This window comes from Salinibacter pepae (assembly GCF_947077775.1).
In the GTDB taxonomy this organism is placed as follows: Bacteria; Bacteroidota; Rhodothermia; order Rhodothermales; family Salinibacteraceae; genus Salinibacter; species Salinibacter pepae.
Map to the genome: position 1 here is coordinate 1,213,304 of NZ_CAMTTE010000001.1, position 12,387 is coordinate 1,225,690.

Annotated in this window: 12 protein-coding genes; 5 read left to right on the forward strand and 7 right to left on the reverse strand. The window is 67.1% G+C overall.

Annotation, left to right across the window (positions count from 1 at the left end; all coding sequences use genetic code 11):
- Window positions 1–7 precede the first annotated feature (7 nt).
- The 3 genes from OJA40_RS05030 to OJA40_RS05040 are packed head-to-tail and all read left to right on the forward strand — an operon-like array spanning window position 8 to window position 3,783.
- Complete coding sequence (locus tag OJA40_RS05030) at window positions 8–2,482, forward strand: Lon protease family protein (protein ID WP_263810064.1); 2,475 nt, start codon at window positions 8–10, stop codon at window positions 2,480–2,482.
- Window positions 2,483–2,506: 24 nt separating this feature from the next.
- Entirely contained in the window at window positions 2,507–3,352 is an 846-nt protein-coding gene (locus OJA40_RS05035; RefSeq protein WP_208425659.1) for a universal stress protein, read from the forward strand.
- A 44-nt stretch (window positions 3,353–3,396) separates the two neighbouring features.
- On the forward strand, window positions 3,397–3,783 hold the full coding sequence (locus OJA40_RS05040) for a hypothetical protein (protein WP_208425660.1): 387 nt from the start codon (window positions 3,397–3,399) through the stop codon (window positions 3,781–3,783).
- Window positions 3,784–3,841: 58 nt separating this feature from the next.
- Here the strand turns inward: OJA40_RS05040 and OJA40_RS05045 are convergent, their stop codons facing one another.
- The 3 genes from OJA40_RS05045 to OJA40_RS05055 all read right to left on the reverse strand — a co-directional run bounded on the left by OJA40_RS05045 (window position 3,842) and on the right by OJA40_RS05055 (window position 5,631).
- The gene (locus tag OJA40_RS05045) at window positions 3,842–4,264 is read right to left on the reverse strand and encodes an OsmC family protein (RefSeq protein ID WP_208425661.1); all 423 of its coding nucleotides are present in this window, start codon (window positions 4,262–4,264) and stop codon (window positions 3,842–3,844) included.
- A gap of 103 nt (window positions 4,265–4,367) precedes the next feature.
- On the reverse strand, window positions 4,368–4,829 hold the full coding sequence (locus OJA40_RS05050) for a hypothetical protein (protein WP_208425662.1): 462 nt from the start codon (window positions 4,827–4,829) through the stop codon (window positions 4,368–4,370).
- Window positions 4,830–4,926: 97 nt separating this feature from the next.
- Window positions 4,927–5,631 carry an SDR family NAD(P)-dependent oxidoreductase gene (locus OJA40_RS05055; protein WP_208425663.1) on the reverse strand — a complete coding sequence of 235 codons (705 nt, stop codon included), beginning with the start codon at window positions 5,629–5,631 and terminating at the stop codon, window positions 4,927–4,929.
- Window positions 5,632–5,925: 294 nt separating this feature from the next.
- Here OJA40_RS05055 and OJA40_RS05060 point away from each other — a divergent pair, with 294 nt between their 5' ends.
- Window positions 5,926–6,408, forward strand: coding sequence for a CBS domain-containing protein (locus OJA40_RS05060; protein WP_208425664.1), 483 nt, complete (start codon window positions 5,926–5,928; stop codon window positions 6,406–6,408).
- 72 nt (window positions 6,409–6,480) lie between these two features.
- Here OJA40_RS05060 and OJA40_RS05065 read toward each other — a convergent pair whose 3' ends face one another.
- The 4 genes from OJA40_RS05065 to OJA40_RS05080 all read right to left on the reverse strand — a co-directional run bounded on the left by OJA40_RS05065 (window position 6,481) and on the right by OJA40_RS05080 (window position 10,435).
- A complete protein-coding gene (locus tag OJA40_RS05065; RefSeq protein ID WP_208425665.1) occupies window positions 6,481–8,322 on the reverse strand; it encodes an ABC transporter ATP-binding protein in 1,842 nt (613 codons plus the stop codon).
- A 106-nt stretch (window positions 8,323–8,428) separates the two neighbouring features.
- Complete coding sequence (locus tag OJA40_RS05070) at window positions 8,429–8,704, reverse strand: hypothetical protein (RefSeq protein ID WP_208425666.1); 276 nt, start codon at window positions 8,702–8,704, stop codon at window positions 8,429–8,431.
- 314 nt (window positions 8,705–9,018) lie between these two features.
- A complete protein-coding gene (locus OJA40_RS05075) occupies window positions 9,019–9,663 on the reverse strand; it encodes a nitroreductase family protein (protein ID WP_263790095.1) in 645 nt (214 codons plus the stop codon).
- Window positions 9,664–9,835: 172 nt separating this feature from the next.
- Window positions 9,836–10,435, reverse strand: a complete 600-nt coding sequence (locus OJA40_RS05080) for a TetR/AcrR family transcriptional regulator (RefSeq protein WP_208425668.1) — start codon at window positions 10,433–10,435, stop codon at window positions 9,836–9,838.
- A 268-nt stretch (window positions 10,436–10,703) separates the two neighbouring features.
- On the opposite strand from OJA40_RS05080, the gene ilvA reads away from it, so the two are divergent.
- The gene (gene ilvA, locus OJA40_RS05085) at window positions 10,704–11,918 is read left to right on the forward strand and encodes a threonine ammonia-lyase (protein ID WP_263810065.1); all 1,215 of its coding nucleotides are present in this window, start codon (window positions 10,704–10,706) and stop codon (window positions 11,916–11,918) included.
- Window positions 11,919–12,387: the final 469 nt, after the last annotated feature.

Sequence of the window (12,387 nt, forward strand, 5' to 3'; positions counted from 1 at the left end):
CCCCCACATGATCGACGCCCTTCCTGCGGACGCCCTGCGCACGCGCTTCGACCCGTCCGACTTCGGGTTCGAGACGACGGACGACCTGCCCGCCGACACGGAGGTGGTCGGGCAGGACCGGGCCGTCGAGGCCCTCGACTTCGGCATGAGCATCGACGCCGAGGGCTACAACGTCTTCGCCCTCGGCCCCCCCGGCACCGGACGCCGCCCGCTCGTGCAGCACCTCTTGGAGGAGCAGGCCGCGGGGGAAGCGACGCCGCCGGACCTCTGCTACATCAACCACTTCGACGACGAGCGCGAGCCGCGGGCGCTGCGCCTCCCGGCGGGCCGGGGCCGCGAGCTGAAGGAGGACGTGGATGCCCTCATCGAGGAGCTGCAGACGGCCCTCCCCGGCACGTTCGAGAGCGAGGAGTACCGGTCCCGCCGCGAGATGATACAGGAGGAGGTTCAGGAGGGACAGGAGGCGGCGCTCGACGACCTGCAGGCGCGGGCCCGGGAGGACGGCATTGCGCTCATTCGCACGCCCCAAGGCTTCGTCTTCACGCCCCTCGACGACGGCGAGGTCGTGCCGCCCGAAGAGGTCGAGTCGATGCCGGAGGAGGAGCGCGAGCAGGTGCAGCAAACAATTGAGGCCTATCAGGAGGCGCTCCAGGACATCCTCCAGAAAATGCCCGAGCACCAGCGGGAGGCCCGCCAGCGCATCGAGGAACTCAACAAGGGGATGGCCACGCTGGTCGTGGACGACCTCATCGAGGACCTCCGCGACGCGTACGCGGACTTCGACGACGTGGTGGCGTTTCTCGACAGCGTGCGCGACGACCTCATCGAGAACGTCGACGTCTTCGTTCAGGCGGCCCAGCAGGGCCCCTCCCCCGAGCAGCAGGGCCCCCAGCAGATGATGCAACAACAGGGCCAGCAGGGCGGCGCCCAACAGGGGGCCCGCGCCCCCGACGGCGCCTTCTGGCGGCGCTACCGGGTCAACCTGCTCGTCGACCACGCGGAGACCGACGGTGCGCCGGTCGTCTACGAGGACAACCCAAACTACCAGACCCTCGTCGGCCAGGTGGAGCAGATCGCCCAGATGGGCGCGCTGGTGACCGACTTTAATCTGATTCGGCCGGGCGCCCTCCACGAGGCGAACGGCGGCTACCTGATCGTGGAGGCGCGGCAATTGCTCACGCAGCCTTACGCCTGGGAGGGCCTGAAGCGGGCCCTCCAGAACGGGGAGATTCAGATCGAGTCGCCCGGCCAGGCGCTCGGCCTCATCCGCACCCTCACGCTGGAGCCGGAGGCCGTGCCCCTCGACGTAAAGCTCGTGGTCGTCGGGGAGCGCATGCTCTACTACCTGCTCGACGCCCTCGACCCGGACATGGACCGCCTGTTCAAGGTGATGGCCGACTTCGACGACCAGATCGACCGGGACGCGGCGCGGGAGGACGCTTACGCCGACCTCATCGCCACGACCGTTGACGACAACGACCTGCGCCCGTTTGACCGCTCGGGCGTGGCGCGGGTGTTCGAACACAGCCTCCGCGTCGTCGGGGACACGGAAAAGCTCAGCGCCCGGGTCGAAGACATCCGGGATCTGCTGACGGAGGCCGACCACTGGGCACAGGACGGCGGGGCCGACACGGTGACCGGCGACCACGTTCAGCGCGCCATCGATGCCCAGACCCGCCGGGCCGGCCGCCTCCGCGATCGCGTGCAGGAGACCATCGAGCGCGAGAACATTTACATCGACACCACGGGCGCCACCGTCGGGCAGATCAACGGCCTGTCGTACCTGGAGGCCGGGGGCTTCAGCTTCGGCCGGCCGCACCGCATCACCACACGGGTGCGGCTCGGCGAAGGCGAAATCGTAGACATTGAGCGGGAGGCGGCCCTCGGCGGCCCCCTCCACTCGAAGGGCGTTCTCATCCTGTCGGGCTTCCTGGAGGGGCGCTTCGCGCAGCGCTATCCCCTCTCCCTCTCGGCCCGCCTCGTGTTTGAGCAGTCGTACGGCGGCATCGACGGGGACAGCGCCTCCTCCGCCGAGCTGTACGCCCTCCTGTCGGCCCTCGCGGAGGTTCCCCTGAAACAAAACCTAGCCGTGACCGGATCGGTGAATCAGCGCGGCGTGGTGCAGCCGATCGGGGGGGTCAACGAGAAGGTCGAGGGCTTCTTCGACGTGTGCGAGGCGCGGGGCCTCGCCGGCGACCAGGGGGTTCTCATTCCGGCGGCCAACACCGACAACCTCATGCTGCGCCCCGACGTGGTGGCGGCCGTTAAGGCCGGCCGGTTCCACGTCTACCCCGTGGAGACGGTCGACCAGGGCATCGCACTGCTGACGGGCATGGAGGCCGGCACGCGGGACGAACAGGGCGCTTTCCCCGACGGTACGATCAACGCACGGGTGGAGGCCCGGCTCCGCACGTTTGCCGACCGCCGGCGCCGGTTTGCCCGCACGGACGGCACCCCCCAATCGTCCACGGAGGACGCCTAAATGTACGACATTTCTTTCACTCTCATGCCTCCATCTCCCTCGTCCGACCGATCGTTTCGCCGGATTCTGGTGGCCCTGGACGCCTCCCCACACAGCCGCGCCGCGCTCGACCTGGCGGTGCAGCTGGCCGTCGACCTGGAGGCCGACCTGGAGGGACTGTTCGTCAAGGACGAAAACCTGATGCGGGCCGCTCAGCTCCCGTTTGCCGCGGAGGTACGTGCCCACTCGGTGTCGCCCAGGGCCCTCAACGACCGCCGCGTGCAGCGCCGGCTGCGTCGCCAGGCCGATCAGGCCGAGGCGGTCCTGCAGGCGGCGACCGAACCGGCCCCGGTGTCGTACGACTTTCGGGTCGTCGAGGGGCAGGTCACACGGCAGTTGCTCCGGGCCGCCGAGGAGGCCGATCTTGTGGCGCTGGGCAAGACGAGCACGCAGAGCAGCCGGCGGCGCCTCGGGACCACCAGTGAGGCCCTTCTGGCAGAGTCCTCCACGCCGGTGCTCGTCCTCCGACGCGCGCCGCGACGCCGCCCCCCACCCTCAACGTACTACGACGGTTCGGAGACGGCCCGGAAGGCCCTGCGCACGGCGGCCGGGCTCGCGGATCCCGACACCCCTCTCACGGTGTTTGCGCCCGCGGAGAACGAGACACAGACCGAACACCTGCGCGCCGAGGTGCACGAGGTCCTCGGCACGCCCCCCGCACAGACCCGGGTGCACCCCCTCACGCCGGCCGAAGTGGACCGGCTCGCCGCCCTTGCCCGCCGACGCGGCCCGGGGCTCTTCGTGATGCCCGGCACCGGCTCGCCACTGGTCGACACGTCCATCCAGCGCTTTCTGTATGAGCTGGACCGCCCTCTGCTCCTGGTCCGGTAGCCCTGCCCTGTCCCTGTCTTTCCGTTCGACAACGATTCTCTCCCATGAGCACCGTCATTCGACTCTCCCTCCGCCCCGCCGACGATGCGAAGGTCGTTCCCCTGGAAGTGCTCCGCGACTTCGCGGACGTGCGGGCCGGCTGGAGCTACCTGGAAGAAGACTCGCAGCACTACTCAACGCTCAAGGAGGCCCCGGGCCTCATCCTGCGCCACCGCGCCGACCGCGCCCACTACGTCGACCTGGGGTTCGTGGAGACCGCCCCCGACACGGTGCAGCTGGCCGTGCTGGACCGCCCCGACGCGGACACGCCGCTGGCCCCCGACGACCGGGCCGACCTTCTCGATGCCTTCCTCGACGCGATGCGCGACTACCTGAACGGCCGGCCCGACCACGTCCGCCTCGAAGTAAATCGCGACGCGGCCTCGTCCTGATTGCTTCTTCCGCCCGGCCCTGCTCGAACCGTAGGCGGTACCGCCCGTCCGGACCGGCTCAGGACGCGGACATCCCGTCTGGCCAGTGGAAGGTAATCGGGACCTCAATGTCCGGGTGAATGCTCTCGTCCACCGGACAGTGACGGGCGGCGCGCTCCACACGCTCACGGGTCTGCGCGTCGAGTGCAGTCGGCATCGTCACGTCGGTCCGGAGCGACGCAATGCGACGCGGATTGGACGCTATCTTTTTCTCGACGGAAATCTCGACGCCGTCGAGGTCGAGGGCATGCTTCTCGGCCTGAATGCCGAGGATGGTCGCGATGCAGGTGCCCAGCGCCGTGGCCACCAGGTCGGTCGGCGAAAAGGAGCGCCCCTCGCCGTGGTTGTCCTCCGGCGCGTCGGTGGTGAGGGTCACGCCGGACGGCCCGTGCTCGGCCTCGCAGCGCAGGTCCCCGACGTAGTCGGTGTCAATCTGAACCATCGGGTCGCGGCGGGCTGATTGAAGGAACCAACGAAGACACCTCCGAAACGGAGAGTTCCCGCGTCGGATTCATTGCGGCCCGCGGGTCCCGTTCGTGCTCCTCCTACTCTCTCCATCGCCGATCGGTGAGTTCGCGCACGTCTGTTTCCGAAATCACGCTCCAGTACGGACTGCTCAGGGTGTTGCTTTGCGTGCGGTTGAAGGTGGCGCGGAGGAAGAGGGCCTTGTCGGCGTCGGGGTCCGCTCCCCGAAACGAAAATCCCCCCCAGTGGAGCACCCAGTAGGCCCGAGTGGGATCCACCCCGAGCCGGCGCCCCACGAGGTCGGCCAGATATTGCAGGTCGTCGACCGTCGACGGCCCTTCGTTCTCCGCCAGTTCCCGGAGCACGATGGTGTGCTCCTCCTCGTCATCCGGCGGGCCGGGATAGACCCGCACCTGTACGGTTCCGGTGCGGCTGTAGCTGCGCCACGTGAGGGTCGTGTCGGTTTGCGGCTGCGCGGCGGCCGGCCGGAGCATCAGGAAGCCGAGGACCCCGAGCACGGAGATTCGGCGTAGGAACACCATGAGGACGAAATGGCGGATGAGACAAATGGTCCTCGTCCACCAGACACGTGCCCCCTTACGATCGTAACGTGCGGCCGCGTCCCCGCTGTGGGCGCTCCTACCACGGAATGCGCTCCCGGTCGCGGAAAAAGCCCCCGCTCGGGCCGTCTTCGGGGAGCGTCGCCAACCAGAGGGCCGTATCGGCCCCCTCCTCGGGCGTCCGCGGGGCCGCCTCACCCCCCATGCGGGTGTGCACCCATCCCGGCCCCATCGAGTTAACCTTCACGTCGGGCCCGTCGGGCAGCGCATCGTCGAGGGTCATCGTCAGGGCGTTTAGGCCCGCCTTCGCGGCCGAGTAGGCGGCGTGATTCGTATCAAGCCCTTCTCCGAAGGACCCCGATCCGGACGATACGTTCACGACGCGGCCGTAGCCCCGCTCAATCATGTCGGGCACGAAGGCCTTTACCAGCAGCCACGGGCCGCGCGTGTTGACCGTCCACGCCTGGTCAAGCTGGTCAATTGAAACCCCCAGCGCGTCGCCCTCCGGGTAAACGCCCGCGTTGTTGACGAGCGCGTCGACCGCCACGTCGTCCGCGTCTAGACGCTCCTTGCAGGCCTCAATCGAGGCGGTCTCAATCACGTCGAGCTGCTCCACGCGCACCGACCCGCCGCGCTCCCGAATGGACGCCGCGGCGTCCTCGCCCGTCTCCTCATCGCGGGCGCCCATGACGACGTGCACGCCCCGATCGGCAAGGCCTTCACAGATTGCAAGGCCAATGCCACGGTTGCCCCCCGTGACGAGGGCCGTTCGGTTGGTATCCATCTGGTCGAAAGTGTATTGGATGGCGAAGGACACGCCCGGTACAAATGAGGCGCAAGAACCCAGGTTCGGAAGATTCTTTGCGCGCCCGGCGAAGCGATCAAAGGCTCACCGCCTTGCGTCGGGGCCTACTTCTTTTAATTTTGCATAAAGTGTTATATTTCTGACAATCGGGGAACGGCGCCGTGGTCTTCTGCGAACTTTACGCCCGTTAAACAAAGCCTTTGTTAATCATTGATAAGAAAACGGCCGCAACGCACACCCTCCACCGCCTCCTAACCAGCCCGCCCCGGTACCATGAATCCACGAGATGGCCTTCTTGATACCCGAGTGAAAGACATCATTCGATCCAAGTCCGCCCTGGCCGACGACGGCGCCGTCCTCACCACGAGCCCCTCGGCAACCGTGTTCGAGTGTATTGGACGGATGGTGGACCGCGACGTAGGCTCCATCGTGGTGATGGAGGGCGGTGCCATCGCCGGCCTCTTTACCGAGCGGAATTACATGCAGAGCATCGCCCTGGAGGGCCGCAGCTCGGACGAGACGGAGGTCCAGGAGGTGATGACCGAGGACGTGGCGACCGTTCGTCCCGACAAGCCGCTTGAGGAGTGCCTGCGTCTGATGACGAGGCTCCGGTGTCGTCACCTTCCGGTGGTCGACGAGGGCGGGGCGTTGATCGGCATCGTCTCAATCGGGGACGGCGTGAAGCAGATTATCCAGACGGCCCAGAGGGAGACGAGCCGGCTTCGCCGGTACGTCACCGGAACGTACGCCGAGTAGCGCCAACTCGGGCCGGGTCGGACTGGCCGCGGCGGTGTCGGACGTCGGAACTGGGGCCCCGCCTCGGAGGGACTACGAGCGTGTCGACGACGACCCGTCCGCCGAGGCCGGGGCCACAGCCGGTGGCTCCGCAAGGTTGGGCTGAGCGGCTCGGTCCGCGTCCCGCCGCTGCAGCGCCCAGAGCTCCGCGTAGCGACCGCCCTCGGCCAGCAGCTCGTCGTGCGGCCCCTGTTCCACCAGTCGCCCGTCCTCCAGCACGTAAATCGTGTCTGCGTTCTCGATGGTGCTGAGCCGATGGGCAATGACGATGGAGGTGAGCTGATCGCCCCGTGCGAACAGCCCGTCGAGGGCGTCCTGGATCACCGCCTCGGACTCGCTATCGAGGTCGGAGGTCGCCTCGTCGAGCAGGAGGATGCGGGCGTCGGTGAGGATGGCGCGGGCAATGGCGACACGCTGCTTCTGCCCGCCAGACAGGCGCACCCCCCGCTCTCCGATCTGCGTGTCGTAGCCGTCGACCAACTGTTGGATAAACCCGTGCGCGTTCGCCATCTCCGCGGCGCGGCGGACCGCCCCGTCGGACGCGTCGGGCTCGGCGTACCGGATGTTGTCGGCCACCGTCCCCGAGAAGAGCGTCGGGTCCTGCGGCACGAGGGCCACGTGCTCCCGCAGTGCCTGCAGCTCGAACGACCGGAGGTCGATGCCGTCGACGGTCACGCGCCCCTCCTGCGGGTCCCAGAAGCGCCCGACGAGGTTGGCCACCGTGCTCTTGCCGGCCCCGGACGACCCCACGAGCGCCGCCGTCTCTCCCGGCTCGATGCGGAGCGAAAGGTCCCGCAGCGCCGGCTCGTCGGCGTCCGGGTACGAGAAGCGTACCTCCTCCAGCTCCACCGGCCCCACGGGCACCTCTGCCCGATCGCCCCCGGTCTCCGGATCGGTATCGACGAGTTCGGAGAGCCGCTCTAGGGCCGCCATGCCGGCTTGCAGCTTGTCATTGAAGAACATGACCGACTGCACCGGCCCCTGCAATTGGCGCTGGTACATGATGAACGCCGTAAGCTCGCCGAGCGAAAGGCTGCCGCTCGCCACCATCCAGCCCCCGACGAGCAGAAGGGCCCCGGTCCCGTAGTTGGACGTGATATTGATGAGGCCCTCCATCTTGCCCACGTCCTTGCGGCGGTCGAGGTTGATGTCGACGTACCGCTGGTTGTGCGTGCCGAAGCGCTCACGCTCCTGCTCTTCCCCGACGAAGGCCTTCACGACCCGAATGTTGGAAATCGCCTCGGTGGACGTGGCCGTCAGGCGCGCGACCGTCTCGCGGATGCTGCGGGAGGCGGTGCGAAGGGGTTCCTGGTAGTAGTAGGTGACGAAGGCCAAGAGGGGCAGGACCACCAGGTTCACCAGGGCCAGCTTCCAGTTCATCCACACCAGGAGGCCGGCCACCACCAGAATGGCCACGAGCTGGCCGGAGAGGCGGGACGCGGCCGCCTGGATCATCCCCTTTAGCGCGTTCGGGTCGCTCACGACACGCGAGCTGAGGGAGCCGGACTGCTCGTTGGAGAACCGGGACACCGGAAGCGTCAGCAGGTGGTCGTAGGCCTGCATGCGCACGTCGCTCACCACCTGCTGCGTGAGGGCAAAGCTCCAGTACATGCCCCCGTACTCCACGATCGCCCGAAACAGGTAGAACCCGGCGAAGGCAAGCCCGAACCACAGAAACAGCGTGCTGCGCCCGCCGGGGATCACCACGTCGAATGCGTAGCGCACAAACTGCGGCCCCGCCGCCTCCAGCGCCGCCGAGAAGCTGATCAGCAACGCCACCCCAACCACCCGAGCCTTGTACGGGGACAGCACGCCCCAGAGTCGACTCAGGATGGCGAGGGTTGACTCGCGGTCGTCGCGGTCGGAAGCAGCCATAGACGTACGGCGGAAGCGAAGACAGAGGCGGAGCGGGGCGGCGGCGATCCGGCACACGACCCGAAAGGTCCTGCGCCCGTTGGCGTCGGGCCACCCTGTGGGCGATTCAGTTTTTCGACAGCAGCTTTACGGGCCGCAGTTCGGTCAGGGCGGCCACCATCAGCACGTGCTTCCAGGACACCCCGGCCGTCCCCCCCGTGGCCGCACTCGACTCCTGCCGGTGCGTGGCGGCATCCAGCGCGGCACGGTGCACCGTCTGCTCCACCAGGTGGCTCACGAGGTGATCCGTCGATACCTGCACCTCCGTTCCGAAACGGCGTCCCTGGTTGGAGGCACCGAGCTCTTGCTCAAAAAAGTCGCGAAGGGGAGACTGAACGGTCATGGACTCGAAGGTCGGTTTTGGAGACGGCATGTGTCGATTCAGCGGCCGCGGGGCTTTCTCGGGCCGTGCCGGGGTCCCATTTGGTTCGGTGGTACGGGTTCGAGGGTACCGGTGCAGGGTACGTACGCAGTCATCAGAAGCGCAAGCGCCATCACTGGCGGAATGAGGGCGTGCGAAGAGTCTCTGGTCGCTGTGTGCGACGAAGGCCGGAACAAAACGGATCATGAAGCCGGTGTGGATTCGCTCTTTCAGGGCGTCTGGGAGCGGCAGCCCCTCGGCAAGGGGCCCCTCGCCCGGTGCGTGCGAGGGCCTGCTCAACGGGACGACCCGTTCGCGACGACATCCGCCGAATCCTCCCACTCGTCCCCAAACACGAACTCGTCGAGGGAGCGGCGGGAGCGGGGCGCCTGCTCGGCCGTCTGCTTGTCGTCGCTCAGCATCTCGGGATCTCCCAAGTACCCCACCGCCAGCCCCGCCATCGGCTCAAAGTCGTCCGGCACGTCGTAGGTCTCGCGGGCCACGTCCGCATGGATGCCGGCCATCTGGTGGACGTAGAGGTCCATTTCTTTCGCCTGAAACGTGAGCGCGGCGGAGGCGGCCCCCACGTCGTGGGGCGCGCACCGATTGGGGCGGTCGTTCCCCGAGAACGTTTCTTTGTAGAAGGACATCAGCAGGACCGGTGCGTTTTGGGCCCAGGCTTGATTTCCCTCGATGAGGCAGTCGAGGAGCCGTTCGTACGCCTCCGGATCGTCGTGCCGGGACGCAACGACGTACCGCCACGGCTGCTCGTTGTAGGAGGACATCGTCCACCGCGCCGCTTCCAGCATGCGCCGGATCTTCTCCGGCTCCACGCGCCGGTCGGCGAACGCGCGGGGGCTCCAGCGCTCGCGGAGGAGATCGAGAATGTCGTGGTCGGGATCGGCCGTCTTCGGGTGCTGAGCGGTCGAGGGAGGTGCCATAGTAGCAAGCAGAAGGGCGCAGTGCAGTGAAAATAGGTCCGGAAGGACTGCCCCACCGTTCTGGACCATCCGTTTCAGTTCCGTGCCGTCAAAACCTTTTTTGGAACGGGTGTTCCAGATTTAGCCATCACGTTCTTGTGACGCAGTCCGGGCCGGGCCGAAACGCCGGCGGTTACGGAGACGCGTCGCGGGCCGAACACGTGAGCCCTCGAAGGGTCTCCTCAACGATGTCCTGCACGACCGCGTCGGGAGGATTCGTCTTGGCGGTCAGGTGAATGCCGTTGTAAACGTTCGTAAGATGGCAGCCCAGGGCCTTTGCGTCGCGGGACGGATCGACAGCACCCTCCTCTTGGGCCTGCTCCACGGCCGTCCGGAACAGAGAGCGCATTTTCTCGAAGCTCTCCCGCGCCCGTTTCTGGGTCGACGCGTCCCGCGGGGCACATTCCACCGCCGCGTTGGTCGTGAAGCACCCACAGCAGCTCTCCGTCGCCCGCTCCGCCACCGTCACAAAGGCCTGCCGGATGCCCTTCAGCGCCGTGGGGGCCTCTCGGAGCTGCCCCCGCAGCCACTCGATGTCCTGCTGGCGGTAGCGGTCGAGCGCCTCCAAGTACAGCTCATGCTTGCCCCCGAAGGCGTTGTACAGGCTGCTACGGTTGAGGCCCAGATGATCGACCAGGTCCTGCACGCTGGTCGACTCGTACCCCTTCTCCCAGAAGAGCTGCATCGCCTGCTCAACCTTCGCGTCACGGTCAAACGTCGGGGATCGGGGCATGGGACGGCGTGCCGCAGGGGGCGGGGCTGTGTTCGAGAGCGGCTTTTATTTTTGGAACGGTCGTTTCAACTGAGTGTTCGGCGGGACTTCCGAAGGCCCGGATGGCGTTTCGGGGCTCGACGCGTTTGGACGACCGGCACCCGACACCTATCTTGCCTGTTCCATCCTCGGCGAAGCGTCTGCCGTCGGTCGTGCGCTGGCCCCGAGGCTCCGGGCCGGCGACGCCCCTCGTGGGCCTCAACTCCTCTCCCATCCCCGAATTTTGCCCATGTCCGTCACCATCGACGACGTTCGTGCTGCCCGTGAGCGCCTGGACGACCCGTCCGTCGTCCGCAAAACGCCGATCGATTCCTGCCACTCGCTCTCGGAGCTGTCCGGGGCGGTCGCCATCCTCAAGATGGAGCACCTGCAGCGCACGGGGTCGTTCAAGACGCGAGGGGCCTACAATAAACTCGCCCAGGTGGCGTCCGGGGCCGTCGGTCGGGTGGTGGCCGCCAGTGCGGGCAACCACGCCCAGGGGGTGGCCCTGGCGGCGACGACGGTCGACCTGCCGTCGACCATTGTCATGCCCCGCAACGCCCCCCAGGCGAAGGTGGACGCGACGCGCGGCTACGGGGCCGACGTGGAGCTGACGGGCGATACATTTCAGGAGGCGATGACTCGCGCCCGCGAACTGGCCCGGGGCGACGACGCGCTCTTCGTCCACGCGTACGACGACCCGGACATCGTCGCGGGCCAGGGCACCCTCGGGTTCGAGCTCTACGAGCAGGTGCCCGACGTCGATACCGTCATTGCGCCGATCGGCGGCGGGGGGCTCATCGGCGGCACCAGCATGGCCCTCGCGGACATTGCCCCGAACGTCCGGGTGGTGGGCGTGCAGGCCGCGGGCGCCGCAACCGTTCCCCAGAGCCTCGCGAAGGGCGTGCCGGTGCCCGTCGACCACCCCGACACCATCGCGGACGGGATCGCCACGGGCGGCGTGTCCGAGCTCACCCTGGGGCTCATCGATGACCACGTCGACGAGGTCATCACCGTCACCGACGGCGAAATTGCGCGCGCCATCCTGCTGCTGCTCGAACGAGCGAAGCAGCTGGTGGAAGGCGCGGGCGCGGCTCCGGTGGCCGCCCTGCTGTCCGACAAGCTCGACGTGACGGGCGAGACGGTGGTCCCCCTCCTGTGCGGCGGCAACATCGATCCGGCCCGGCTCCAAGAGGTTCTGGACCACGCCATGGCCGACCGCATCCAACTTCTTCGTCTTCGGGTTCGCATCGACGACCAGCCGGGGAAAATGGCCGATATTTCCCGGCGCATCGCCGGCCAGGGCGCAAACATCCGGCACGTGCGCCACGATCGGGCGGTGCACGGCCTCGATGTGGGGGAGGCGTACCTCGTGTTCGAGGTCATTACCAGTGGTCGAGGCCAGGCCGAAAACACCATCGCGGCCATCGAGGATGACGGCTACGAGGTGGAGCGGGTCAACTAAGTAGACACGCAAAAGACCCTTGACAACTTGACAACAAGTCATTCCGGGCGCAGCGAAGCGGAGTCGAGACACGAGCGAAGCGACTGATGAAATCAATCCCTTCGAAGTTCAGCAGAAGCGACCTTCAGGCCGGTATATGCCCAAATCAGCGTTCGCGCTGGACCCAGTAAGATTTGTCGACTCGCTTTTCCCTCCGGTCGTCGGTCGCTCAGAATGACCCTCGAATAAACGTATTTCTGCGGGTTTACATAGCCGATGCTCACTTGTTTTTCCTTCGTAAAAACGTCCCGGACATAACCGAGTAGGATGGTTCCCTTGTCCGGTCTGATGAAGGTGCATATTGGGACTGCGAGGCCCCTCTGCACCGGCGACGCACTGCCGGGAAGCTCCCCACGCGCCGCCCCAGGGCGATGGCTAGATGCGACGGATTGTCGGGCCGTCTCCCCGGATGTCCCCGGATGCTGTCAGG

Bases quoted from the DNA above. Each gene is read 5' to 3' on its own strand.
- OJA40_RS05070 (WP_208425666.1), bottom strand. From the start codon at position 8,704: ATGACCGTTCAGTCTCCCCTTCGCGACTTTTTTGAGCAAGAGCTCGGT.
- ilvA (WP_263810065.1), top strand. From the start codon at position 10,704: ATGTCCGTCACCATCGACGACGTTCGTGCTGCCCGTGAGCGCCTGGAC.
- OJA40_RS05080 (WP_208425668.1), bottom strand. From the start codon at position 10,435: ATGCCCCGATCCCCGACGTTTGACCGTGACGCGAAGGTTGAGCAGGCG.
- OJA40_RS05045 (WP_208425661.1), bottom strand. From the start codon at position 4,264: ATGGTTCAGATTGACACCGACTACGTCGGGGACCTGCGCTGCGAGGCC.
- OJA40_RS05065 (WP_208425665.1), bottom strand. From the start codon at position 8,322: ATGGCTGCTTCCGACCGCGACGACCGCGAGTCAACCCTCGCCATCCTG.
- OJA40_RS05060 (WP_208425664.1), top strand. From the start codon at position 5,926: ATGAATCCACGAGATGGCCTTCTTGATACCCGAGTGAAAGACATCATT.
- OJA40_RS05075 (WP_263790095.1), bottom strand. From the start codon at position 9,663: ATGGCACCTCCCTCGACCGCTCAGCACCCGAAGACGGCCGATCCCGAC.
- OJA40_RS05055 (WP_208425663.1), bottom strand. From the start codon at position 5,631: ATGGATACCAACCGAACGGCCCTCGTCACGGGGGGCAACCGTGGCATT.
- OJA40_RS05030 (WP_263810064.1), top strand. From the start codon at position 8: ATGATCGACGCCCTTCCTGCGGACGCCCTGCGCACGCGCTTCGACCCG.
- OJA40_RS05035 (WP_208425659.1), top strand. From the start codon at position 2,507: ATGCCTCCATCTCCCTCGTCCGACCGATCGTTTCGCCGGATTCTGGTG.
- OJA40_RS05040 (WP_208425660.1), top strand. From the start codon at position 3,397: ATGAGCACCGTCATTCGACTCTCCCTCCGCCCCGCCGACGATGCGAAG.
- OJA40_RS05050 (WP_208425662.1), bottom strand. From the start codon at position 4,829: ATGGTGTTCCTACGCCGAATCTCCGTGCTCGGGGTCCTCGGCTTCCTG.